Genomic DNA, 25,725 nt, shown 5'->3' with positions numbered 1-25,725 from the left:
GGCGGCCGGGCCGGCCTCTTCGGTGAGGCCGGCCGGCCGGTGGCTAGCCCTCGGACTTCATGGCGTCGATGAGGCTCTGCGGGCGCAGGTCGGTCCAGTTGGCCTCGACGTAGTCGAGCGCCTCCTGTCGGGGCCCGGGACCGAACACCGTGGTCCAACCGGCCGGCACGTCGGCGAACGCCGGCCACAGGCTGTGCTGGTTCTCGGCGTTGACCAGGACCAGGAAGGTGCCGTCGGGGTCGTCGAAGGGGTTGGTCATCGGGCTCTCCTCGGTGGCGGTTCCACGGACTTGACGAGACTATGCAGGATCCGGGTCCAGTCGGCAGCCGTCTCCCGGACGGTTTCCTCGGCCAGCACCGCGCCCGGCCAGGTCCAGGTGGCCGTCAGGTGGGGTCCGTCGGCACGGTCCTCGACCTGGATCGTGACGCCGAGCGCGTACGACTGGGGCATGTCCGGGTCGGCGGCGTACGGCGCGGCGACGGCCATCTCCGGCGCGAACGACCAGTCCGCGGCCTCCGGCAGGCTGAACCGGCCCAGGTAGTTGACCTGGATGTCGGGGTCGCCGAGGGCGGCCAGGCTGGCGCCGGTCCGGCTGTCGAGGTGCCGGAGCAGGCCGAAGCCGATGCCGTTGTCGGGTACGGCGCGCAGCGTGTCGCGGACCCGGGTCACCGCCGCCCGCAACGTGTCGGCCCGGTCCGGGTCGACGGTGCCGGGGTCTAGGCGCACCGGGTAGACGCTGGTGAACCAGCCGACCGTGCGGGACAGGTCGACCGGGCCGGCGACCGTCGACTCCTCACGCCCGTGTCCTTCGAGGGCGATCCGGACGCTGCCGCCTTCCACTCCGGTGCGGCGGCGGGTCCCGGCGACCGCCGCCGCGACGGTGGCCAGCAGGATGTCGTTGACGGTCGCGTCGAGGGCGGCCGGTAGCCGGGTGAGCAGGGCGGCCGTCTCGGCGGTGGCCAGCGTGGTGTGGACCTCGCGACAGGTGGCGGCGGTGTCCCGCGCCGGGTCGAGCGGGCGGTGCAGTGGCAGATCGCTGGCGGCCCGCCGCGCGCCGTCGTCGGGACCGGCCAGCGCGTCCGTCCAGTACGCCAGCTCCGCTTCCCGGGCCGGGTCGGCCGAGGCCCGGACCAGCCCGGCCGCCCAGTCGGCGAAGGAGGTGCCGACCGGCGCCGGCCCGCCGCCCGGACGCTCCGGCTCGCCGGCCGCCGCCCACGCGGCGGCCAGGTCCGGCACCAGGATGCGCCAGGACACCCCGTCGACGGCGAGGTGGTGGATCGTCAGCAGCAGCCGGCCCGGTCGCGGTCCGGCGTCGAACCAGACCGCCTGGAGCAGCACACCACCGTCCGGGTCCAGCCGGTCGCGGGCGGCCCGGGCCTGTGCGGCGACTTCGGCCCGCAGGCCGTCGTCGTCGAGTCCGGCGGCGTCCACCCGGTGGACCAGCGGCCGTACGTCGGTCAGCCCCGGTGGCGGCACGCGCAGCGTCCACGGCCGCCCGTCCGTCCGGTCGAGGCGGGCCCGGAGCAGGTCATGGGTGTCCACAAGGGAGCACAGGGCCCGGACGATCCGGTCGTGGTCCGGTTCGGCGGGCGTACGCAGCACCGCCGACTGGTTGAAACCGTCGATCGGTCCGGGCAGCCCACGCAGCCAGTGCATGATCGGCGTCAGCGGGACGGTGGTCTCCCCGACGGTCACGACCGGGGCGAGCGCGGCGACGGTGCGTAGCCGGAACACGTCCCGGGTGCGCAGGGTCAGCCCGGCGCGGCGGGCCCGGGCGACGAGTTCGATCGAGCTGGCGCTGTCCGCCCCGGCGGCGAAGAAGTCGTCGTCGACGCCGATGTCCGGTCGGCCGAGCACGTCGGCGACGAGGTCGCGCAGCGTACGTTCCAGCGGGGTGCGGGCCGCCCGGCCGGCCGACGGCCGGTGGTCGGGGGCGGGCAGCGCGGCCCGGTCGAGCTTGCCGTTGGGCAGCACCGGCAGCCGGGGCAGCACGACGAAGGCGGCCGGCACCATGTACTCCGGCAGCAGCCCGGCCGCGTGTTCACGCAGCACCGCCGGGTCCGGGTCGGTGCCGGGGGTGGCGACGACGTACGCGACGAGGTGGCGGCCGTGGTCGTCGCGTACGACCACGCTGGCCCGCGACACCGCCGGATGGCCGGTCAGCGCCGCCTCGATCTCGCCGGGCTCGATCCGGTAGCCGCGGATCTTGACCTGGTCGTCGGCCCGGCCGGCGTAGTCGATCTGCCCGTCCGCGGTCCACCTGGCCAGGTCGCCGGTGCGGTACATCCGGGTGCCGGGCGGGCCGAACGGGTCGGCGACGAACCGCTGCGCGGTCAGGTCCGGCCGCCCCAGATAGCCGCGGGCGAGTCCGGCGCCGGCCAGGTACAGCTCGCCGGTGACGCCGGGGGCGACGGGTCGCATGGCCGGGTCGAGCACGTACGCCCGCAGGTTGGCGACCGGCCGACCGACGACCGGCCGAACGCTTTCGCCGATCCGGGCGACCAGGGCGTCGACCGTGCACTCCGTCGGGCCGTACAGGTTGAAGCCCGTGGTGCCGGACAACCCGGACAGGGCGGTCCAGAGGTCGGGCGGGACGGCCTCGCCGCCGACACCGACCACCGCGAGCCCACAGCGGCCGTCACGGACCAGGCCGGCGTCGGCCATCGCGGCGAACTGCCCCGGGGTGACCTCGATGAAGTCGAGCCGGGCGGCGGTCACCGCGGCGGCCAGCCGGCCGGGGTCGCGGCGGGTCTCGTCGTCGACCACGTGCACGGCGTGGCCGTCGTAGAGCCACAGCTGCGGCTGCCAGGAGGCGTCGAAGGAGAACGACCAGGCGTGGCCGACCCGCAGGTGGCGGCGGCCGGTGGCGGCGACCGCCGGTTGGTGCAGGGTGGCGCGGTGGCTGTGGAAGAGGTTGACGAGGTTGCGGTGGGTGACCACGACGCCCTTGGGCCGGCCGGTGGAGCCGGAGGTGTAGATGACGTATGCCGGGTGGTCCGGCCGCAGCATTCGGCGGCGGTCGGTGTCGGTGACGGCGGTGGCCGGCTGGCCGCGCAGCCGTTCGGCGGTTTCGGCGCTGTCCAGCCGCAGTCGCGGCGGGCCGCCGGCGGGCAGGTCGGCGGCGACGTCGGCGGTGGTGATCAGCAGCACCGGGGCGGCGTCGGCGAGCATGCCGGCGATCCGGTCGGGCGGCAGGTCGGCGTCGACCGGCAGGTAGCCGGCACCGGCCTTGTGTACGGCGAGGATCGCGGCGACCGTGATCGCCTTGCGGGGCAGCGCCAGCGCGACCAGCCGTTCCGGGCCGGCGCCGTCGGCGACCAGCAGCCGGGCGAGCCGGTTGGTGTAGCGGTCGACCTCGGCGAACGACCAGCCCAGGGCATCGGTGTCGGTGCCGACGAGGGCGGTGGCGTCCGGGGTTTCGGCGACCTGGGCGGCGAACAGGTCCGGCATGGTGGCGGCCGGCACGTCGACGACCGGCCCCTGTCCGGCGGCGAGCACCCGGTCGCGGACCGGTTCGGTGAGCAGGTCGACCGTGCCGGCGGGGCGGTCCGGGTCGGTGGCCAGCGCGGTCAGGGTGCGGGCGAGCGCGTCGGTGATCCGCTCGACGGTCGCCGGGTCGAGCACGTCCGGCCGGTACTCGGCGACCAGCCGCAGCCGGTCGCCGGGCTCGACCGACCAGGTCAGCGGGTAGTGGGTGGCGTCGCGGCCGCCGGCCGGCCGGATGTCGAGCCCGGCCACCGGGCCGGCCGGGCCGTCGGTCACCGGGAAGTTCTCGAAGACCACGAGGCTGTCGAAGAGTTCGCCGGCGCCGGCCGCCCGCTGGATCTCGGCGAGCCCGAGGTGCTGGTGGTCGACCAGCCGGGACTGGGCGGCCCACACCCGGTCCAGCACGTCGCGCAGCGGATCGGCGGGCCGGCAGCGGACCCGGACCGGGATGGTGGTGATGAACAGGCCGATCATCGACTCCATGCCGGGCAGGTCGGCGGGGCGGCCGGAGACGGTGGCGCCGAAGACGACGTCGTCGCGGCCGAGCAGGCGGCTGAGCACGACGCCCCAGGCGGCGTGCACGGCCGTGCCGACGGTCACGCCGGTCCGCCGGGCGAGGGTGGAGAGCGCGGCCGTCACCTCCGTGGGCAGTTCCGTCTCGTGCAGCCGGGGCGCGATCGGCGGGCGGGCCGGGTCGGCGGGCACCAGCCGGGTCGGTTCGGTCACGTCGGCGAGTTCGGTCGCCCACGCCTCGCGGGCGGCGGCGCGGTCCTGGGCGGCGAGCCAGCCGAGGTAGTCGCGGAACGGCACGACCGGGGGCAGTGCGGCCGGGTCTGCGTCGGCGGCGTAGAGGCGGGCGAGTTCGTCGACCAGTGGCGGGCCGGACCAGCCGTCGAGCAGCAGGTGCTGGTGGGTGAGGATCAGCCGGTGCCGGTCCGGTCCGAGGTGGACCAGGGCGAGGCGCAGCAGTGGCGGGGCGGCCGGGTCGAAGCGGGCGGCCTGGGCGTCGAGCAGATCCGGCCAGGACGTGCCGGCACCGTCCTGCTCCGACCAGGGCAGTTCGGCGGTGGCCGGGACGAGCGCGACCGGCCGGCCGGACGACAGGTGCCGGAAGCCGGCGCGCAGGTTGGCGTGCCGGTCCAGCAGGGCCTGTCCGCTGCGGCGCAGCCGGTCGGCGTCGACCGGTCCGGCCAGGTCGAACCAGGTCTGCACGGTGTAGACGTCCGGGCCGTCGGAGTCGAGCGCGGCGTGGAAGAGCAGGCCCGCCTGTAGCGGGGTGAGTGGCAGCACCTCGACCGGTGCCGGGTCGAGCGCGGCGATCTCGGCCGCCTCGGCGGGGTCGAGGACGAGCCCGGTGGACACCGGGGCGGCGCCGGGCATGGCCGCTGGTTCGGCGTCGCGGGCCACGGCGGCCAGGCCGGCCGGGGTACGCGCGGTGAAGACCGCCGCCGGCCGGATGGTGAGCCCCTCCCGGCGGGCCCGGCCGACGAGTTGAATCGCCACGATGCTGTCGCCGCCGAGGGCGAAGAAGTCGTCGTCGGCGCCGACGGCGGGCAGGTGGAGCAGGTCGGCGACGAGCCGGCAGAGCAGTTCCTCGCGGGCGGTCGCCGGGGCCCGGCCGCCGGTCGCCGCGCCGAAGTCCGGTGCCGGCAGCGCCCTGCGGTCCAGCTTGCCGTTCGGGGTCAGCGGCAGCGGGCCGGGCAGCACCGTCACTGCGGCCGGGACCATGTATTCCGGCAGCCGCGCCGCGACGTGGTCGCGCAGGGCGGCCGGGTCGGGGGCGGCGGTGCCGGCCGGTACGACGTACGCGGCGAGCCGGGTCACCGGACCCGACCGGTCGGCGACGACGGCGGCCTGTGCCACGTCGGGGTGGCCGGCGAGGGCCGCCTCGATCTCGCCGGGTTCGATCCGGAAGCCACGGATCTTCACCTGGTCGTCGGTGCGGCCGAGGAAGTCGAGGTTGCCGTCGGTCCGCCAGCGGGCCCGGTCGCCGGTGCGGTACATGCGGGCGCCGGCCGGGCCGTACGGGTCGGCGACGAACCGCTGTGCGGTCAGCCCGTGCTGGCCGAGGTAGCCGGTGGCGAGGCCCCGGCCGGCGACGTACAACTCGCCGACGACGCCGGACGGGACCGGGCGCAGGTAGGGGTCGAGGACGTACACCCGGGTGTTGGGGTCGGGGCGGCCGATCGGGACGGCGGCGGCCCAGCCCGGTTCGGCGGCCCACAGGGTCGAGTTGACGGTCGCCTCGGTCAGGCCGTACGCGCCGAAGACCCGCTGCCGGCGGGTGAGCCGGCGGACCAGGTCCGGCGGCACGGTCTCGGTGCCGACCAGCACCACCCCGCCGTCGGGCAGCTCGCACTCCTCGGGCAGGGCGGACAGCAACGACGGCGGCAGGATCATGTGGGTGACCGCGTGGGCGGCCAGGAAGTCGGTCAGGGCGTGGTCGGCGACCCGGGCCTCGTCGGAGATCAGCACCAGCCGGCCGCCGACGCACAGCGACATGACCAGGTCGAAGACGGTGACGTCGAAGCCGACGGAGGCGAACTGGAGGACCCGGCTGTCGGCGGTGACGCCCATCCGGTCGACGGCGGTCGCGGCGAGGCTGGCGATGCCCTCGTGGCTGACCACGACGCCCTTCGGGCGGCCGGTGGAGCCGGAGGTGTAGATGACGTAGGCGGCGTGGTCGAGGCCGGCCGGTGGTCGTGCCTCGGTGACCGGGCCGCCGTCGAGGCCGGCGAGTTCGGCGGCGGTCGCGGGGGCGTCCAGCACGATCCGGTGTACGGCCGCGTCCGGCAGCGGCGCGTCCATGGTGGACAAAACGGTTCGGGCGCCGCTGTCGGTCAGCATGTAGGCCAGCCGGTCGGCCGGGTGGGTCAGGTCGAGGGGCAGGTAGGCGGCGCCGAGCTTGAGCGTGCCCAGGATCGCCGCGACCATCGGGGCCGACCGGGGCACGGCGAGCCCGACGACGTCCCCCGCCCGTACGCCGTCGCGCAGCAGCAGCCGGGCGATCCGGTTCGCGGCGGCGTCGAGTCCGGCGTACGTCAGCTCGCCGGCCGCGTCGACCACGGCGACCGCGTCAGGGCGTTCGGCGACCCGGGCGGCGAACAGGTCCGGCAGGGTGGCCTCGGCGACGGGCCGGCCGGTGGCGTTGAGGTCGTGCAGGACGTGCCGCCGCTCGGCGTCGTCGAGCAGGTCGGCGGTGTGCAGCGGGGCGGCCGGGTCGGCGGCGACCGCGTCGACCAGTCGGGCCAGCCGGCGGCCGATCGCCTCGACGGTGGCGGGCTCGAAGACGTCGGCCCGGTAGCCGAGGGTCACGCTGAGGGATTCGCCGTCGGCCTGCTCGACGAAGCTGAAGACCAGGTCGAACCGGGCGGTGCCGGTGGCGTACGGCTCCGGGGTGGCGGTCAGGCCGGGCAGGTCGAGCCGGTCGTCGCCGCGGTTGCGGTGCACGACCATGACCTGGAAGAGCGGGTTGTCGCCGGCCGTGCGTTCGGGGTTGAGGTCGCGGACGACGGCCTCGAACGGCACGTCCTGGTTGGCGAACGCGGCCAGGTCGGCGGCCCGGACCCGGGTGAGCAGTTCGGTGAAGCCGGGGTCGCCGCCGACGTCGGTGCGCAGCACCAGCGTGTTGACGAAGAAGCCGACCAGGTCGTCGAGGGCTTCGTCGGTGCGGCCGGCGATGGGGGCGCCGAGCGGGATGTCGGTGCCGGCGCCGAGCCGGTGCAGCAGGGCGGCGACCAGGGCGTGCCCGACCATGAACATGCTGGCGCCGGTCTGTTGGGCGAGGCGGCGCAGGACCCGTACGGCGGCCGGATCCAGTTCGATCGACGTCTCGCCGCCGGCGGCGCCGGTGGTGTCCGGGGCGGGGGTGCGGTCGGCGGGCAGTTCGAGCCGTTGCGGGGCGCCGGCCAGCGTCTCCCGCCAGAAGGCGAGTTGCCGGGCGGCGCGGCTGGCCGGGTCGGCCGGGTCGCCGAGCAGTTCCCGTTGCCACAGGGTGTAGTCGGCGTACTGCACCGGCAGCGGCGGCCGGTCCGGTGCGGTCCCGCCCAGCCGGGCCGCGTACGCCACGCCGAGGTCGCGCAGGAACGGCCCGTCCGACCACTCGTCGGTGGTGACGTGGTGCAGCAGGATCACCACCACGTGCTCGTCGGGGGCGAGTCGGGCGATGGTGAGCCGGACCGGCAGTTCGGTGGCGAGGTCGAACGGCCGGGACGCGGCGGCCCTGACCACCGTGGGCAGTTCGGCGGCGGTGACGTCGCGCAGGTCGACGGCGGGTACCGCGTCGGCGGCCGGGACGACGCGCTGCACCGGGCGGCCGTCGTGGGTGACGACGAGGGTCCGCAGCGCCTCGTGCCGCGCCACCACGTCCCGCACGGCGGCGGTGAACGCGTCGGTGTCCAGGGTGCCGCGCAGCCGGGCGACCAGCGGGAAGTTGTACGCCGTGGAGTCCGGGTCGAGCTGGTGCAGCACCCACAGCCGCTGCTGGGCGTACGACGCCGGTAGCGGGTCGGGTCGGGGCACCGGTTCCAGGGCCGGCCGGTCGCCGCCGGGGTCCGGGGCGACGCGGGCGCACAGTTCGGCGACGGTGGGCGCCTCGAACAGGTCGCGGATCGACAGGTCGGCGCCGAGGACGCCACGGGCCCGGCCGACCAGCCGGGTGGCGAGCAGCGAGTGGCCGCCGAGGTCGAAGAAGTTGTCCCGTACGCCGACCGCCGGCAGGCCGAGCACGTCGGCGAAGAGTTCGCACAGGGCCCGTTCGCGGTCGTTGGCCGGCGCCTGGTCGGGGGTGGCCGTCGGGGCGGGGTCGGCGTCCGGCAGCGCCCGGGTGTTGAGCTTGCCGTTGACGGTCAGTGGCAGGTCGGCGAGCAGCACCAGGGCGGCCGGGACCATGTAGTCGGGCAGTCGGCGCTTGAGGTGGTCGCGCAGCCGGGCGGTGAGGGCCGCGGTGCCCCGGGCGGCGGCGGGCCGGTTGGCGCAGTCGGCGGGGGTGGCGGCGGTCCGCAGCGGCCGGCACAGCCCGGCCGGCGGCTCCTCGTCCGGCGGGGTCAACACCAGGTCGAGGCTGCCGTCGTGGGCCGGTGACCAGGTGACCAGCGCCCGGTAGCCGAGCCGTTCCCCGAGTTCGCGCAACGCCTCCGGCTCCACTCCGGCCGGGCCGTCCACATCGGATGACTGGTCGTCGAGGGCGCGGACGGTCGCGAGTTCGCCGGCGAGGCGGGCGTTGGGCACCCGCTCGACGCGTACCCGTTCGGGCCGGGCCGATTCCAGGTACGCCCCGAGCCCGGCGAGGTCGCCGTCGAAGCGTCGTACCGGCAGGTCGGCCGCGGGTGGCGCGGTGCCGGATGCCGCCCGCAGCACCACGTCGTAGCGGTGCCGGGTCAGCTCGTTGTGGTGCCGCCCCCGTTTGGTGAGCACGGTGCCGGTCACGCCCGGCAGGACCGCGAACAGGTCGGGGTCGACCAGCAGTTCCTTCTCCATCAGCACGCCGCGCTCGACGGCGCGCCGCAGACGGTCGGGATCGGGGTCGGCGCCGGACCGGGCCGCCTGGACGGCGGCGTGGAAGGTACGGGCCAGCCGCAGGTTGCGTACGTCGCCGACGAAGACGGCACCGCCGGGCACCACCAGGTCCAGCGCGCCGGTCAGCACCTGGACCAGGTATTCGACGCTCGGGAAGTACTGGACCACCGAGTTGATCACGATGGTGTCGAAGTGGTCGCGGGGCAGCCCGGACAGGTCGTCGGCGCGCCGGTGCCGCAGCTCGACCCGGCCGGCGAGTTCCGGTACGCCGGCCACGTCGACCCGCAGCTTGTCGATGACGGGTGCGGCGAAGTCGGTGCCCCAGTACGACTCGCAGTCCGGGGCGAGCCGGGTCAGCAGCAGCCCGGTGCCGCAGCCGATCTCCAACACCCGGCGTGGGCGCAGTTCGCGGATCCGGGCGACGGTCGTGTCCCGCCACTCGCGCATGTCGGCGAGCGGGATCGGGCGGCCGTCGTAGCTGGAGTCCCAGCCGGCGAACTCCTCGGTCCCGACGGCGGTGCCGACCTCGGCGTACTCGTCGTGGTAGATCTGGTGCCACTCGGCGATCTGCTCGTCCTCGTCACCGGCGGCGACGCCGTCGGCCGGCACGACGTAGCCGACCAGGCGGCGACCGGTGCCGGTGTCGCGGGCGACGACGGCGGCCCGGGCGACGTCGGGGTGCTCGGTGAGCACCGATTCGATCTCGCCCAGTTCCACCCGGTACCCACGGATCTTCACCTGGTCGTCGGTGCGGCCGAGGAAGTCGAGGTTGCCGTCCGGGCGGCGGCGGACCAGGTCACCGGTGCGGTAGAGCCGCTGCCCCGGCGCCCCGAACGGGTCGGCGACGAACCGGTGCGCGGTCAGGCCGGGGCTGCCGAGATAGCCGCGGGCCAGGCCGGCGCCGCCGATGTAGAGCTCGCCGGCGCAGCCGTCCGGCACCGGGCGCAGCCACGGGTCGAGCAGGTGGGCCCGGGTGTTCCAGATCTCCCGGCCGACGGTCGGGGTGGCACTGTCGAGGGTGCCGCCGCCGAGGGTGTTGATGGTGTATTCGGTCGGGCCGTACAGGTTGTAGCCGAGCGTGCCGTCGGTGTCCCGCAGCCGGTTCCAGACCTGGTCGGAGACGGCCTCGCCGCCGAGCAGCACCAGCACCGGCCGGTGCCGGCCGGCCGCCTCGTCGCCCGCCAGCAGCCCCTGCGCGATCAGGTGGTCGGCGTACGTCGGGGTCACGTTGACGACGTCGATGCGGTGCCGGTCGCAGTACGCCACCAGCGCCTCGGCGTCGCGGCGCAGTTCCTCGTCGCAGACGTGCACCTCGTGGCCCTCGACCAGCCAGAGCAGTTCCTCCCACGACATGTCGAAGGCGAACGAGACGGTGTGCGCGATCCGCAGCCGCCGGCCGGCCGCCTCGACGACCGGGCCGAAGATCGCCTCCTGGTGGTTGAGCTGCATGTTCGTCAGCCCCCGGTACGGGGTGACGACGCCCTTGGGCCGGCCGGTCGAGCCGGACGTGTAGATGACGTACGCGGGGTGTTCGAGCCGTTCGGGGCGGGTGCGGGCGAAGGCCGGGTGCTCGGCTGGTTCGGCCGGGGTCGCGGCGAGTTCGGCGACGGTCTCCGGGGCGTCGAGCCGCAGCAGGTCACGGTCGGGCAGCCGGGCGGCGACGGCCGTCGTGGTCAGCACACAGACCGGCCCGGCGTCGTCGATCATGTGGGCCAGCCGGTCGGCGGGGTGGTCCAGTTCCAGCGGGAGGTAGGCGGCCCCGGTGCGCAGCACCGCGAACAGCGCGGCCACCATGTCCGCCGAGCGGGGCAGGGCCAGCGCCACCACCTTCTCCGGGCCGGCGCCCCTGGCCATCAGCAGGCGGGCGATCCGGTTCACCCGGGCGTCCAGTTCGGCGTACGTCCACCGTCGTGCCCCGAACACCAGTGCGGTCTCGTCCGGCGTACGGCGGGCCTGCGCGCCGAGCAGGTCGGCGATCGTGTCGCCGGGCAGCGGCCGTACGGTCGCCCCGGCGCGGGCGGCCAGCGCGGCGCGTTCGGCCGGCGGCAGCGGGTCGATCCGGCCGACCGGGCCGGTCGGGGTGGCGGCCAGCCGGGAGAGGACGGTGACGAACCGGTCGAGCAGGCTCGCCGCCGTCGGCGCCCCTACCGTGTCGGCCCGGTACGCCAGCGTCGCCCGCAGCCGCTGTCCGGGCGCGACGACCAGGGTGAGCGGGTAGTGGGTGGCGTCGACGCTGCCGGCCTCGGTGACGCCGTACCGGTCGCGGAGTTGCGCGAGCTCGTCGTCGCCGCCGACCTGCTGCAGGGCGAAGAGGGTGTCGAAGAGCTGGGTGTGGCCGCTCTCCCGTTGCACCTCGCCGAGGCCGAGGTATTCGTGCGGCATCAGCGCGGCCCGTTCGGCCTGCATCCGGCGCAGCAGGTCACCGACCGGCTCGGCCGCGTCGAGGGCGACCCGGACCGGAACGGTGTTGAGGAACAGGCCGATGGTGTCGTCGACGTACGGGATCTGCGCGGGCCGGCCGGCGACGGTGGTGCCGAAGACGACGTCGGTACGGCCGACCGCGGTCGAGAGCACGAGTGCCCAGGCGGCGTTGAGCATGGTGTTGAGGGTGACGCCGTGGTCGCGGGCGGCGGCGCGCAGCCGGTCGGTCGCCGCCGTGGACAGCTCGACGCCGCGGCGGCGCGGCAGCACCGGGCGGCGGGCCTTCTCGGCCGGGGCGACCAGGGTCGGTTCGGCCAGCCCGTCGAACGCGGCCCGCCAGGCGGTGGCCGCCGCGTCGCGGTCCTGGCCGGCGAGCCAGTCCAGGTAGGAGCGGTAGGAGCCGGCGGGCGGCAGGTCGCGGTCGTCGCCGTCGGCGGCGTAGAGGGCGAGGAACTGGTCGAGGACGATCCGGGCCGACCAGCCGTCCCAGAGCAGCACGTGGTGGGTGATGACGAGCCGGTCGGTGTCGCCGAGCCGGATCAGCAGCAGCCGGAAGAGCGGCGGCCGGGCCAGGTCGAAGCGGCGGGTCCGGTCGGCGGTCAGCAGCCGGTCGAGTTCCGCCGCCCGCGCGTCTCCGTCCATCGTGGACAGGTCGGCGGTGGTCAGCGCCGGTGGCGGGTCGGCGGTGACGAACTGCACCGGGGCGGGCAGCCCGTCGCCGGTGAACCCGGCCCGCAGGCCGGGGTTGCGGGCCAGCAGCGTACGGCAGGCACGGGCCAGCCGGTCGGCGTCCATCGGCCGGGCCACGTCGAAGGCGACCTGGGCGGTGTATACGTCGAGTTCGCCGCTGTCGTAGCTGGCGTGGAAGTACAGCCCCTCCTGGAGCGGCGACAGCGGCCACACCTCCTCGACCGGCCACGGGCTGCGTCCGCGCACCAGTTCCAGGTCGGCGGCTGCCGGCACCTCGACGGCCGGGGCGCCGTCCGGCCCGGCGCCGGTCCCGGCCGACGGGACGGCGGACGCGGCCAGTTCGGCGGGGGTCCGCAGGGTGAAGACGTCGCGCGGGCTGACCGGCAGGTCGCGGGCGTACGCCCGGCTGGACACCGCGATCGACCGGATGCTGTCGCCGCCGAGGGCGAAGAAGTCGTCGTCGGCGCCGACCCCGGGCAGGTCGAGCACGGCCGCGAAGATGTCGCAGAAGAGCCGCTCGCCGTCGGTCGCCGGGGCCCGGGAGGCGGCCCGGTCCGGTTGCGGGTCGGGCAGCGCGGCCAGGTCGAGCTTGCCGCTGGCGGTGCGGGGCAGGGCGTCGACGGCGACCATGACCGCCGGCACCAGCGGGCCGGGCAGGGTCGCGGCGAGGTTGGCCCGCAGCGCGTCGGGGTCGACGTCGGCGCCGGGGCGGGCGACGACGTACCCGACCAGCCGGGTGGCGCCGCCGGGACCGGGCCGTACGGCGACGGCCGCCGCCGCGACCCCGGGCCGGCCGGCGAGGTGGGCCTCCACCTCACCCGGCTCGATGCGGTGGCCGCGTACCTTGACCTGCCGGTCGGTGCGGCCGAGGTACTCCAGCACCCCGTCCTCGCCGTACCGGACCAGGTCGCCGGTCCGGTACATGCGCTCCCCCGCCGGCCCGTACGGGTCGGCGACGAACCGGTCGGCGGTCAGCGCCGGCCGGCGGTGGTAGCCCCGGGCGAGTTGGGCACCGGCGACGTACAGCTCGCCGGGTACGCCTGGCGGGACCGGGCGCAGGGCGCCGTCGAGGACGTACAGGCGGGTGTCGGCGACCGGTCGCCCGATCGGCACGGTCGGGCCGGCCGGACCGGTGTCGGCGGGGTGCCAGGTGACCTGGACGGCGGTCTCGGTCGGGCCGTAGACGTTGTGGACCGGTGTCCCGGTCAGCTCCCGCCAGCGGGCGGCGGTCGCGGCCGGCAGCGCGTCGCCGCCGGCCAGCACCCGGGTGAGGCTGGCGACCGACGTGCCGGTGCCGGCGACGGCGAGGGCGTCGGCGAAGGCGGTGAGCACCGACGAGACGGTCACCAGCGTGGTCGCCCGGTGCCGGTGGATCACCTCGGCCAGGTGGGCCGGGTCGCCGGTGCCGTCCGGGCGGGTCAGCACGATGGCGGCGCCCGCGGTCAGCGGCCAGAAGATCTCCAGCGCGGCGGGGTCGAAGGTGGCCGACAGTTGGTGCAGCACCCGGTCGTCGGCGGTGAGCCGGAACCGGTCCTGGACCCAGGTGAGCTGGCTGGTGATCGCGGCGTGCGGGACGACGACGCCCTTGGGCCGGCCGGTGGAGCCGGAGGTGAAGAGCAGGTAGGCGGGCTGGTCCGGGCGGGGTCGGACACCGACCGGGCCGGGTGCCGCCGGGCCGTCGACCGGGAGCAGGTCGAGCCCGGCCGGCAGTGCGGCCCGCGCCGCCGGCACCGTCACGACGGTGTGTACGCCCGCGTCGGCGAGCAGGTCGGCCAGCCGGTCGGCGGGCTGGTCGGCGTCGAGCGGCAGGTAGCCGGCGCCGGCCTTGAGCACGCCGAGCAGCCCGACGACGAGTTCGACCGACCGGGGTACGGCGACGGCGACGAACCGTTCCGGGCCGGCACCGGCGGCGACCAGGCGGGCGGCCAGTGCGGCGGCCCGTTCGTCGAGCTGCCGGTACGTCACCGTCGCGTCGCCGGCGATGATCGCCGGCGCGTGCGGGGTGCGTGCGACCTGCGCCTCGATCGCGTCGAGCAGGGTCGCCGGGCCGCCCGCGCGGTGCGGGCCGGCGAGCAGCGCGAGGGCGTGGTCGCGTTCGGCGTCGGTGAGCAGGCCGAGCCGCCCGCACGGCAGGTGCGGGTCGGTGGCGATCTGTTCGAGCAGCCGGCCGAGCCGGTCGGCGATCCGTCGCGCGGTGGGTGCGTCGACCCTGGACAGGTCGTGCTTGAAGCGCAGGTCGAGCCGGTCGCCGGGCAGGGCGATCAGGGCGAGCGGATAGTGGCCGGCGTCGCGGTAGTCGAGGCCGGCGACCCCGATGGTGCCGGACGGGTCGCGCAGCCCGTCCTGTTCCGGATAGTTCTCCAGCACCACGAGGGTGTCGAAGAGTTCGTCGAGGCCGGTGAGGCGGTGCAGTTCGGCGAGGCCGAGGTGCTGGTGGTCGAGCAGGTCGGACTGTTCGGCGTGCAGGCCGGCGAGTACGTCGAGCAGCGACCGGTCGGGGTGCCAGCGCAGCCGTACCGGCAGCGTGTTGATGAACAGGCCGACGATGTCGGCGATCCCGTCGACGTCGGCGGCCCGGCCGGAGACGGTGGTCCCGAAGAGCACGTCGCGGCGGCCGGTGAGCTGGCCGAGGAGCAGCCCCCAGGCGCCCTGGAGCACGGCGCCGAGGGTGAGGCCGTACTCGCGGGCCCGGGCGGTCAGCGCGGCGGTGACCGGCTCGGGCAGGGTGATCCGCAGTTCGGCGTTGCGGGCCGGCAGCGGTCGTGCCGGCACCGGCACCAGCCGGGTCGGCTCGTCCACTCCGGACAGTGCCGCGGCCCAGGCGGTCCGGGCGGCGTCCCGGTCCTGCCGGCCGAGCCAGCCGAGGTAGGTCCGGTACGGGGTGACGGCCGGCAGCGGGGTGGCGGCCGGGCCGTAGCCGGCGAGCAGGTCGCGCAGCAGCACCGAGACCGACCAGCCGTCGGCGACGATGTGCGGGAATTGCAGGACCAGCCAGTGCCGGTCCGGGGACCGCCGGGCCAGCAGGGCGCGCAGCAGCGGTGCCCGGCCGAGGTCGAACGGCCGGCCACGTTCGGCGTCGGTCTCGGCGGTCAGCCGGTCCCGCTGCGCGTCGGCGTCGAGTCCCGACAGGTCGACGGTCCGCCAGGGCAGTTCGACACCGGCCATGACGGCCTGGACGAGTTCGCCGTGCGGGCCGGTGCGGAAGGCGGCCCGCAGCGGGGCGTGCCGGTCCAGCACCGACTGGGTCGCGGCGCGTAGCGCGTCGGCGTCCAGCGGCCCGGTCAGGTCGACGACGAGCTGCACCACGTACGCGTCGGTGCCGACCCCGTCGAGCAGGGCGTGGAAGTAGAACCCCTCCTGCAACGGGGTGACCGGCAGGACCTCGACCAGGCCCGGCAGTTCGGCGGCGAGCTGGGCGGCGGTGGCCGCGTCCACCGTGACCGGCGCCGGGTCGGCCACCGGGTCGGCCACCGGCACGGCGTCCGGGGCCAGCGCGGCGACGGTACGTCGGACGAAGACCTGGCGCAGGGTGATCGCGAGTCCGGCCTGCCGGGCCCTGATCACCAGTTGGATCGCGACGATGCTGTCGCCGCCGAGGGCGAAGAAGTCGTCGTCGATGCCGACCGAGGGCAGGTCGAGCACCTCGGCGTAGAGGGTGCAGAGCAGTTCCTCGCGGGCGCCGCGCGGACGTACGCCGGTGCTGAGCGCGCCGAGGTCGGGCACCGGCAGCGCGGCCCGGTCGACCTTGCCGCTGCCGGCGACCGGGATGCGGTGCAGGGCGACGAACGCCGCCGGCACCATGTGCTCGGGCAGCCAGGTGCGGGCCTGCTCACGCAGCCGGCGCAGCAGGGCGGTCACGTCGCGGAAGGCGACCGGCCGGTTCGCCAGCTCGGCGAGCGGCCGCCCGGTGCCGCCGGGCCGGTAGGCGGGCGCCGCGGGCCGGTCGGCTCCGGTGGTGGCCGCGCCGTCCGGCGCCTGACCGGTGCGGAAGACCGCCTCCAGGTGGCCGTCGGTGCCGTCCGGCGCCCAGGTGACCGCGACCGTGTAGCCGTGCCGGGTGGCGAGGTCGTGCAGCGCCTCCGGGTCGACCGGGTCGGGCGTCTCCCCCGCCACGTCGGGCGCCAGTTGCCGGTGTGCCGCCAGGTCGGCGACCAGGCGGGCGTTCGGCAGCCCGGTCACCCGCAGCTCGGCCGGGCGTTCGCCGGCCAGCACCGCACCGATGGCGTCCAGGGTAGACAGTTCCGTACCCCAGACCCGGGCCGGTGCGGCCGCCACCGGCACCCCGGCGGCCGCGCCGTCCGGGCGACGGTGCAGGACCACGTCGTAGCGGTAGCGGCTCAGCTCGTTGTGGTCGGTGCCGCGCCTGACCCACAGGTCGACGCCGGCGACGTCCGGCAACCCGGCGGCCAGGGTCGGGAAGAAGTCCGGGTCGAGCAGCAGCTCGCCCTCCCAGGCAAGGTCCTGCTCGACGCCGGTGCGGGCCGCCGCGACGTCCAGCGGCCGCCGTCCGGCGGTGTGCCGGCCGACCTGTACGGCGGCCCGCAGCACCGGCAGCAGCCGCAGGTTGCGTACGTCGCCGACGAAGACCCGCCCGCCGGGGACGACCAGTTCGACGGCGCGCCGCAGCACGTCGGCGAGGTAGCCGGCGTCCGGGAAGTACTGGACGACCGAGTTGACCACCACGGTGTCGAAGAAGCCGGCCGGTAGCCCGTCGAACCGGTGTGCCGGTCGGGCCCGCAGGGTGACCCGCCCGGCCAGGTCCGGGTTGGCCGCGACGTGGCCGCGCAGCGTCTCGATCGCCTGCTCGGACAGGTCGGTGCCCCAGTACGCCTCGGTGTGCGGGGCGAGCCTGGACAGGATCAGACCGCTGCCGACCCCGATCTCCAGGATGCGTCGGGGCCGCAGCGCCCCGATCCGGGCGACGGTGGCGTCCCGCCAGGCCCGCATCTCGGGCAGCGGGATCGGCTGGCCGTCGTACGTGCTGTTCCAGCCGGTGAAGTTGTCGGCGGCGGGTTCGGCGGTGCCGGCCCGGTAGAGCAGCTCGTGCAGCTCCTTCCACTGCGCTACCTGCCCGTCACCCCGTCCGGCGGCACCGTCGGCCGCGGCGGTTCTCCCCCCGGTCGCCGGTACGACGTACGCGACCAGCCGCCGGTCGCCGGGCCGGTCCTCGCGTACGGTCGCGACGACCTGGGCCACCTCGGGGTCACCGGCGATCGCCGACTCGACCTCGCCCAACTCGATCCGGTATCCGCGGATCTTCACCTGGTCGTCGGTCCGGCCGACGAAGTCGAGCTGCCCGTCGGCCCGCCACCGCACCAGGTCGCCGGTGCGGTAGAGGCGTTCCCCGGCCGGCCCGTACGGGTCGGCGACGAACCGCTGCGCGGTCAGCCCGGCCCGGTTCAGGTATCCGCGGGCGAGGCCGGGGCCACCGAGGTACAACTCGCCGATCACGCCGACCGGCACCGGTCGCAGCGTGTCGTCGAGGACGTAGGCGCGGGTGCCGGGGTCGGGGCGGCCGATCGGCACCGGGGAGCCGGGCGGCAGGTCGGGGTCGCAGCGGCCCAGGGTCGAGTTGACGGTCGCCTCGGTCGGCCCGTACGCGTTGTACATCTTCAGCCGGCGGGCGTAGCGGGCGACGAGTTCGGACGAGACCCGTTCGGTGCCGGCGAGCAGGGTGGCGCCGGCGGGCAGTTCGGCGTCGGCGGGCAGGACGGCGAGCAGTGCCGGCGGCAGGATCATGAAGGTGGCGCCGTGGTCGCGGGCGTACCCGGCGAGCGCGTCGGTCGGCACCCGCCGGTCGGCGGGGACCAGCACCATCCGCCCGCCGGACAGCAGGGCCAGGCACAGGTCCCAGAACGCGACGTCGAAGCTCGGGGACGCGAACTGGAGGACGCGGCTGTGCGGGCCGATGCCGAACCGCTCGGTCTGGGTGGCGATGAGCTTGGCGACCCCGGTGTGCGACAGCACGACGCCCTTCGGGTGGCCGGTGGAGCCGGAGGTGTAGATGACGTACGCGGCACCGTGGACGGTCAGCGGGGCGGACCGGTCGGCGTCGGTCGGGTCGGTGACCGGCTGCCCGGCCAGGTCCGCGGCGAGGTCCGGGGTGTCGAGCAGCAACCGGTCGGTGCCGGCGCGGTGCGGTATCCGGTCGGTGAGGTCGGTGGTGGTGAGCAGGCAGACGGGTGCGGCGTCGGCCAGCATGTAGGCGATCCGGTCGGCCGGGTAGTCGACGTCGAGCGGCAGGTAGGCGGCACCGGTCTTGAGGACGGCCAGTTCGGCGACGATCAGGTCCACCGACCGGGGCAGGGCGAGCGCGACCAGCCGCTCCGGGCCGGCGCCGGCGGCGATCAGCAGGTGGGCGAGCCGGTTGGCGCGCTCGTTGAGCTGCCGGTACGTCAGCTCGGTCTCCTCCAGCACGAGTGCGATCGCGTCGGGGGTGCGCCGTACCCAGGTCTGGAAGAGGTCGGGGACGGTGCCGGGCGGCACCGCGCAGGCGGTGTCGTTCCAGCCGACCAGGATCCGGTGCCGTTCGGCGGGGGTGAGCAGGTCCAGTTCGGCGACGGGCCGGTCGGGCCGCCGCGCCCCGTCGGTGAGGAGGTTGTCGAGGTGGTCGAGCAGGCGTGCGGCCGCCGCCGGGGCCAGCCGGCCGGTGGCGGAGCGCAGGTCGAGTTCGACGGCGTCGGCGCCGGTGGTGGCGCCGAGCCACAGGTCGAGGCGCTCGTCGGGGACGGTGCCGTATCCGACGTTGTAGGGCGCGGCGGTGGCCGGGTCGACGATCGCGTCCAGCGGCAGGGTGTGGGCCGCCGCCGCGGCCCGGGTGGCGGCGACCCGCCCGGCGAGTTCGGCGAGCCCAGGCGCACCGGCGAGGTCCAGGCGCAGCGGCAGTTCGGAGCCGATCAGCAGGTCGGTTCCGCCGGTGTAGCGGTGCAGCAGGGCGGCGAGCCCGGCGAGTACGACGTCGTCGGTGCCGGTCCCGGTCCGGCGGGCGAGGTCGGCCAGCGGGCCGGCGGGCAGCGTACGGCGGTGCCCGACCCGCGGCCGGGAGCCGGTGCGGGGGGCGGGGACCTGCGGCGTACGGGTGCCGTCCACCGGGAGCGGGATCTCCGGGGCGGCCCCGGCGAGCCGGTCCCGCCAGTACCGCAGGGCGGACTCCACAGTGGTCGTTTCGCTGGCGGACAAGAAGGATCACACCTTTCCGGCGGAAGGCACGCGGGGCCGACCGGCCCCGGGACGGGAACGCGCCGAGCGGTCAGACGCGGGCGGCGGCGGGAGTCTGGACGGCGCGGCGGGCGGCGATCGACGTGACGATCTCGGCGGCCCGGATCGCGCCGTTGGACAGCAGCGACGAGCTGATCCCGTGGCTGTGTTCGGTGCCGCCCTGGAGGTAGACGCCGCAGCGCAGGGTGTCGCGGGTGGCCACCCGGTAGTCGCGGTGCACCCGGAGCCGGCCGTGGCCGTCGCGTTCGCAGTGGTCGCCGAGTTCGCCGAGCAGCATCGTCGGGTCGACCGGGTCGTAGCCGGTGGCGCAGACCAGGATGTCGGCGTCGAGCGTGCGACGTTCGCCGGTGGTCAGGGTTTCGACGACCACCCGTACGCCGGCGTCGTGCGCGGTGGCGGCGGCCAGCCGGGTGACGTTGAGCATGTGCAGCCGCCTGCGGCCGAGCACCTGTTCCTGGTAGCTGCGGCGGTACAGCTCGGCGATGAGGTCGCCGTCGACCACCGCGTAGTTGGTGTTGCCGTGGTAGCCCATGAGCTGGTTCTTGACCTCGGCGGGGGCGTCGTAGAAGTCGTCGACGGCGGCCGGGTCGAAGATGCGGTTGGCGAACGAACTGTCGTCGGCGGGGGTGTATCCGTAGCGGGCGAAGACCGCGTAGACCTCGGCGTCGGTGAACTGCTCGTGCAGCCGGGCGGTGACCTCGGCGGCACTCTGGCCGGCGCCGACGACGACGAACCGGGCCGGGGTGGCGCCGGTGAGCCGGCCGAGGTTGTGCAGCAGCTCGCCGCTGTGCCAGATCCGGTCGCCGGCGACGACGCCGCCGGGCAGGCGGGGGCGCAGACCGGTGGCGAAGACGAGGTCGCGGGCGCGGTAGACGGTGGTGCCGGCGCCGGTGTCGACCAGCACGTCGACCAGGTCGACGCCGCCGTCGGTATCGGTTCCGGCCGGGCGTACGGCGATCACCTCGTGGCCGTAGCGGACCGAGTCGTCGACCTGGGCGGCGGCCCATTCGAGGTAGTCGTGGTATTCGACCCGCAGCGGGTTGAGCGTCTTGTGGTTGATGAAGTCGACCAGGCGGCCCTTCTCCTTGAGGTAGCACAGGAAGCTGAACCGGCTGGTGGGGTCGCGCAGGGTGACCAGGTCCTTGAGGAACGAGACCTGCATGGTGGCGTCGTCCAGGAGCATCCCCCGGTGCCAGCCGAAACGCTCCTGGCGCTCAAGGAAGACCGCGGTGGGCCGGCCCGGGCCGCTCTGCTCGGTCAGCGCGATGGCCAGGGCCAGGTTGGACGGTCCGAATCCCACCCCTACGACGTCGTAGACGGGCACATCGGGCGAAGAGCGCGGCATAGACCACCCCTAGATCGTTATTTAGGGTAGGCTACCCTTTGCTAGAATGCCGGTCAATGCGTCACGGGATCGACACGCAGCGCGCAGACAGGTAAGCCTTGCCTGACCCACCTACCGTCGTCAATGCCTGGAGGCGTCAAGATGCGAGTCGTCATGTTCGGTTACCAGACCTGGGGACACCGGACCCTGCAAGCGCTGCTGGACTCCGAACACGAGGTCGCGCTGGTCGTGACACATCCGAAGAGCGACCACGCGTACGAGCAGATGTGGGACGACTCGGTCGCCGACCTGGCCCGCGACAACGGCGTACCGGTGCTGCTGCGCCAGCGCCCCGACGACGACCTGACCGAGGAGGTCAAGCGGGCCGACGCCGACATCATCGTGGCGACCAACTGGCGCACCTGGATCCCGCCGGCGATCTTCAACCAGCCCCGGTACGGCACCCTGAACGTGCACGACTCCCTGCTACCGGCGTACGCCGGCTTCTCGCCGCTGATCTGGGCGGTGATCAACGGCGAGCCGGAGGTCGGCGTCACCGCGCACATGATGGACGAGGAACTGGACGCCGGCGACATCGTCCTGCAACGTGCCGTACCGGTCGGGCCGACCGACACCACGACCGACCTGTTCCACCGCACGCTGGCCCTCTTCGGGCCGATCACCCTGGACGGCCTGGCGCTCATCGCGTCCGGCCGGACCGACTGGGTCAAGCAGGACCGCGGCCGGGCCAGCTTCTTCCACAAGCGATCCATCGAGGACAGCCGAATCGACTGGAGCTGGCCGGCACAGGACCTGGAGCGGCTGGTCCGGGCGCTGCCCGACCCGTACCCGAACGCCTTCACCTACCACCGCGGCGAGCGGATCCGGATCCTGTCGGCCGGGATCTCCGAGGGCTTCTACGGCGGCACACCGGGCCGGATCTTCATCCGGGAGGGCGACGGCATCGTGATCGTCGCCGGTGCGGAGGCCCGCCGCGGCCGCAGCCACGGCCTGGTCGTCAAGCGGGTACGCACCGACGACGGCACCGAACTGCCGGCCACCGAGTACTTCCGCACGATGGGCGGTTACCTGACCGACCGCCCCTGACCGGACGACGCCGGCCGACCCTGGGTCACGACGTGCCGCCGCTGGGGCCGTCCCGGTCGACGCGGTAGCGGTACTGCTCCTGCCCCGCCTTCGCCCCCATCCGCAGGAAGGTGGGCAGCATCAGGTCGCGAAAGAGGCTGCCCACGGCCGAGGTGACCTTCCGGTCGCCGATCCGGCGTCCCATCCGGACGATCGCCTCGGCCCGGTCCCGACGCCGCGCCACGAAGTCGTCGAACGCCGCGACCGCGCTGGCCCGGTCCCGCAGGCACCGGGCCAGTACGGCGGCGTCCTCGACGGCGAGACTGGCCCCCTGGCCACTGGACGGGCTGGTGGCGTGCGCGGCGTCGCCGATCAGGCAGATCCTGGACGTGTGCCAGGTCGCCAGCGACCGCAGGTCGTAGATCGGCCACGCGCCGAGCGAACTCTCCGCGGCGGCCAGGATCGCCGGCACCGGATCGGGGTCGCCGTCGTGCAGCGCACGGATGTCGGCCATCCACCGGCCCTGGTCCAGCCGGTCCAGTTCGCCGCGCCGGGGTTCCCGCCGGTGCGGCACGTTGGTGAACCAGTAGACGAGCCCGCCGTGGGCCGAGTAGCCGAAGAACGCCCGCCGGCCGAAGATCATCTGCTGGCGGGCGGTGTCGGGCAGCGGCATGGCCGTCCAGCCGCCGCAGTCGACGATCCCGGTGTACGCCGGGGTCGGCGCGTCGGGCCAGGTGAGTCGCCGTACGGTCGACCACACCCCGTCGGCGCCGATCACGATGTCGGCGTCGACGACACGACCGCCGGCGAAGACTGCCCGCACCCCGTCGGTGTGCTCGACGAGACGCTCCAGCCGGGCGTCGAAGGTGTACGGGACGCCGGCCGCCCGGGCCCGCTCGGCGAGGGCGGCCTGCAACCGCGCCCGGCGCAGGACGACGCCACGTGCCCCGTACCGCTCCTGGTCGGCCTCGCCGGGCAGCTCGCCGATCCGCCGGCCGCGCGAGTTGCGGAAGTCGATCCCGGACAGTTCGAAGCCACCGGCCGCCGCCGGTACGTCGCCGAGGCCGAGCGTACGCAGGGCGTTGACGCCGTTGGGGGCGAGGGTGAGGAAGGCGCCGCCGCTGTCCTCGACGTCCGGACGGGCCTCGGCGACCTCGCTGGCGAGCCCGGCCTTGTGCAGTGCCAGGGCGAGGGCCGACCCGGCGATGCCGCCACCGATGATGAGAGTCTTCATGGGTCACGTCCAGAGAAGAGAAGATAGTTCGTTCGTCCGAACGATTGAAAGGTAGCAGCGGTCTCATGGCGTCGTCAACGGAACGGGACGCGGACCGGGCGGCCGCCGAGACGGCGGTCGCCGACTCCGGCCGCCTGCTGAGCACGGCGATGATCCTGTTCCACACCAGCCTGTCGAAGAAGGTCGGCCTGGGGCCGACCGACGAGAAGGTGCTCGAACTCGTCCAGCGGCATCGCAACGTGTCCCCACGGCAGCTCGCCGAACTGACCGGACTGGCCAAGAACTCGATCACCGACGTACTCGACCGGCTGGCCCGCCGCGGCTTCGTGACGCGGCAGCCCGACCCGGCCGACGGCCGCAAGGTGATCGTCGTGGCGGCCGACGAGGGCATCGCCCGGATCGCGGCGCACTTCGCCGGCCTGATGGGGCGACTCGCCGACCTCAACGCCGCGTTCTCCCCCGAGGAGCTGCGGGTGGTCGCGGAATACCAGCGCCGGGCGGCCGAGATCCAGGAGGACGAGGCCCGGCGGCTGGCCGCCGGCTGAGCCGGCGGCGGGCCGGCCGGGGTCCAGTCTCCGGCAGCCCCGAGGGCTGCGACTGGGCCGGCGGCCGGGCGTCAGTTCGGCTGGGCCCGGCCCCGGCGCCAGTAGCCCATGAACGCCACCGACCGCCGGTCGACGCCGCACTCCCCCACCAGGAACCGGCGCAGCGCCACCACGGTGCCGGCCTCACCGGCGAGCCAGGCGTAACCGCCGTCGATCCGGCGGTCGTCGTCGGAGTCGGGCACCTGCCACGGGTCGTCCAGCTCGTCGTCGGCTGCGCCGCCGGACGCGGGGGCCGGCGCGTCGCCGCCAGGTCCGGCGGCCGGCAGCGCCAGGCCGGGGGCCAGCTCGCGGACCACCTGCTCCAGCCGCTCGCCCCGGCTGCCGACCAGCCACACCAGGTCGACGTCGGGAGCCACGTCCAGCTCGATGACGTCGGCCGGCTCGGGCACCTCCAGCACCACGGTCGTGGTAATGCCGGGCGGGATCGATTCCGCGATCGCCGCCGCGGCCGGCAGCGCGGCGGCGTCGGCGGCGAGCAGCAGGCGGGCGGCCAGCGGCGGGGGCGCCCAGGCGACATCGGTCGCCGGGGGCCCGACCACCGGCCCGATGACGGTCAGCGGATCACCGGGCCGGGCGGTGGTGGCGAACCTGGTGGCGGGGCCGGTGTCGCCGTGCACGACGAAGTCGATGTCCAGCTCGCGGTCCGCCGGCCGGAAGGACCGCACCGTGTACGTCCGCAGCGGCGCCCGGCGCCCCGTCGGCGTGTCCCGCCACCGCCCGAACCAGTCCGGCTCGCCGACGTAGCCGAGGTGTTCCGCCTCGTCGGGCAAGAAGAGCAGGTTGATCCGCTGGTCGAAGCCGTGGCCGGCGAAGTCCGCGAGGGATTCGCCGGCCAGGGTGACCCGGGTGAACGTCGGGCTGAGCCGCCGCACCCGGGTCACCCTGGTCAGAAAGGGCTGGTACGACGCCACTACGAGCCGGTCTTGGTCAGCGACGGCAGCAGTTGGTCGATCGCGTACGGCACGCTGAGCACCGTGACGAACGACAGGGCCGCACCGATCGGCGGCTCCATGTACGGCACGAACACGGCCTTGCCGCCGGTCACCACCTTGAGCGTGGCGAAGACCGGGTCGGCGCGGACCCGGGGCTCGACCGACTCGTCGGTGGCGAGCAGCAGCAGCCGGTCGACGTCGAGGATGTCCAGCCGCTCGGAGCTGACCACCGCGGCGGTGTCCTGGCCGGCGGCCTGCTCGACCTGGTCGGAGAGCTTGAAGCCCATCTCGGCGAGCAGTTGCGCCTTCGGGTCGGACTTGGCGAAGGCGGCGTACATGCCGGGCTCGCTGGGGTCGGCGACCACGATGGTCTGCTGGGCGAACTCCGGGTGCTGCTGGCGGATGTCCGCGAACCGCTTGTCGATGTCGCCGAGCAACTGCTCGACCTGCTCGGTCTTGCCGAGGGCCTGCCCGATGGTCCGGGTCATCTCGTCCCACGGGGTCGAGTAGTCCTCGTACTTCGCCGACTGGGCGACGACCGGGGCGACCTTGGACAGGGTGTCGTACTGCTCCTTCTTCATGCCCGAGTACTGGGCGATGATCAGGTCGGGAGCCAGTTCGATGATCTTCTCGACGTCGTACTCGTCGCGCTCGCCGACGATCTCCGGCTGGGTGCCGCCCCACCGGTCCTTCACCCAGGCCCAGTTGCCGAACGGGCGCTCGCCGAACCAGTCGACCGCGCCGACCGGCTTGATGCCCAGCGCCAGCACGGTGTCCTGGTCGCTGAGGCCGAGGGTCACCACCCGGGTCGGTGCGGCGGGAATCGAGGTGGAGCCGTATTTGTGGTCGATCACCACCGGCCAGGCGCCGTCGCCTGCGGAGGCCGGGGCGCCGTCGGGCCCGGCGGTGTCCCCGCCGCAGGCGGCCAGTACGCCGACCAGCGCGACGGCGACCGCCGACCGGGCCAGCCGGCCCGACCGCCGACCAGTGCCGATCTCGTATGAGCTGTTCATCGGTCCGCTTTCCGGAACATGGGGAATCGAAAGTCGACAGCACTGTCCGATCGAGGCGTTCTGGACAGCCGAATCGACACCGACAACGCTAAGGGTCGGCTAACCTAACCTCAAGCCGTAAGATGCTCTCACCCACGAGCCGCTCCCGCAAGGAGCACGCCGCAGCGCCCCACCCGCCAGAGAGGCCCGCGTGACCGCC

General features: G+C 74.7%; 8 protein-coding genes. 2 read left to right on the top strand and 6 right to left on the bottom strand.

Translation table 11 applies throughout. The features are described 5' to 3' along the window. Window positions 1-43: 43 nt before the first annotated feature. The 3 genes from QCD66_RS03060 to QCD66_RS03050 form a co-directional block, all read right to left on the bottom strand. Entirely contained in the window at window positions 44-259 is a 216-nt protein-coding gene (locus tag QCD66_RS03060) for an MbtH family protein (RefSeq protein ID WP_357536646.1), read from the bottom strand. Further along, window positions 256-19,293, bottom strand: a complete 19,038-nt coding sequence (locus QCD66_RS03055) for an amino acid adenylation domain-containing protein (RefSeq protein WP_375733666.1) — start codon at window positions 19,291-19,293, stop codon at window positions 256-258. Before QCD66_RS03055 ends, QCD66_RS03060 begins: the two co-directional genes overlap by 4 nt. Window positions 19,294-19,363: 70 nt before the next feature. Then, the gene (locus QCD66_RS03050; protein WP_375733667.1) at window positions 19,364-20,677 is read right to left on the bottom strand and encodes a lysine N(6)-hydroxylase/L-ornithine N(5)-oxygenase family protein; all 1,314 of its coding nucleotides are present in this window, start codon (window positions 20,675-20,677) and stop codon (window positions 19,364-19,366) included. 141 nt (window positions 20,678-20,818) lie between these two features. On the opposite strand from QCD66_RS03050, the gene QCD66_RS03045 reads away from it, so the two are divergent. Next, window positions 20,819-21,763: a methionyl-tRNA formyltransferase gene (locus QCD66_RS03045; protein ID WP_407566994.1), complete on the top strand. Its 945-nt coding sequence runs from the start codon at window positions 20,819-20,821 to the stop codon at window positions 21,761-21,763. Window positions 21,764-21,788: 25 nt separating this feature from the next. On the opposite strand, the gene QCD66_RS03040 is transcribed toward QCD66_RS03045, so the two are convergent. Continuing rightward, window positions 21,789-22,976 (bottom strand): FAD-dependent monooxygenase, encoded by a 1,188-nt coding sequence (locus QCD66_RS03040; protein ID WP_375733669.1) that lies wholly within the window; start codon window positions 22,974-22,976, stop codon window positions 21,789-21,791. Between the two features lie 65 nt (window positions 22,977-23,041). On the opposite strand from QCD66_RS03040, the gene QCD66_RS03035 reads away from it, so the two are divergent. Then, a complete protein-coding gene (locus QCD66_RS03035; protein WP_364210504.1) occupies window positions 23,042-23,521 on the top strand; it encodes a MarR family transcriptional regulator in 480 nt (159 codons plus the stop codon). Between the two features lie 71 nt (window positions 23,522-23,592). On the opposite strand, the gene QCD66_RS03030 is transcribed toward QCD66_RS03035, so the two are convergent. Together QCD66_RS03030 and QCD66_RS03025 are read right to left on the bottom strand one after the other, a co-directional pair. Next, complete coding sequence (locus QCD66_RS03030; protein ID WP_364210501.1) at window positions 23,593-24,453, bottom strand: siderophore-interacting protein; 861 nt, start codon at window positions 24,451-24,453, stop codon at window positions 23,593-23,595. A 38-nt stretch (window positions 24,454-24,491) separates the two neighbouring features. Next, a complete protein-coding gene (locus QCD66_RS03025) occupies window positions 24,492-25,526 on the bottom strand; it encodes an iron-siderophore ABC transporter substrate-binding protein (RefSeq protein ID WP_375733670.1) in 1,035 nt (344 codons plus the stop codon). Window positions 25,527-25,725 lie beyond the last annotated feature (199 nt).

It is taken from the genome of Polymorphospora sp. A560 (genome assembly GCF_045781765.1).
In the GTDB taxonomy this organism is placed as follows: Bacteria; Actinomycetota; Actinomycetes; order Mycobacteriales; family Micromonosporaceae; genus Polymorphospora; species Polymorphospora lycopeni.
The sequence above is the reverse complement of the archived record's forward strand: the minus strand, read 5'-3'. Positions and strand labels throughout refer to the sequence as shown.

Coding starts and splice junctions, on each gene's coding strand:
- QCD66_RS03025 (WP_375733670.1), bottom strand. CDS start 25,526: ATGAACAGCTCATACGAGATCGGCACTGGTCGGCGGTCGGGCCGGCTG.
- QCD66_RS03060 (WP_357536646.1), bottom strand. CDS start 259: ATGACCAACCCCTTCGACGACCCCGACGGCACCTTCCTGGTCCTGGTC.
- QCD66_RS03050 (WP_375733667.1), bottom strand. CDS start 20,677: ATGCCGCGCTCTTCGCCCGATGTGCCCGTCTACGACGTCGTAGGGGTG.
- QCD66_RS03045 (WP_407566994.1), top strand. CDS start 20,819: ATGCGAGTCGTCATGTTCGGTTACCAGACCTGGGGACACCGGACCCTG.
- QCD66_RS03035 (WP_364210504.1), top strand. CDS start 23,042: ATGGCGTCGTCAACGGAACGGGACGCGGACCGGGCGGCCGCCGAGACG.
- QCD66_RS03040 (WP_375733669.1), bottom strand. CDS start 22,976: ATGAAGACTCTCATCATCGGTGGCGGCATCGCCGGGTCGGCCCTCGCC.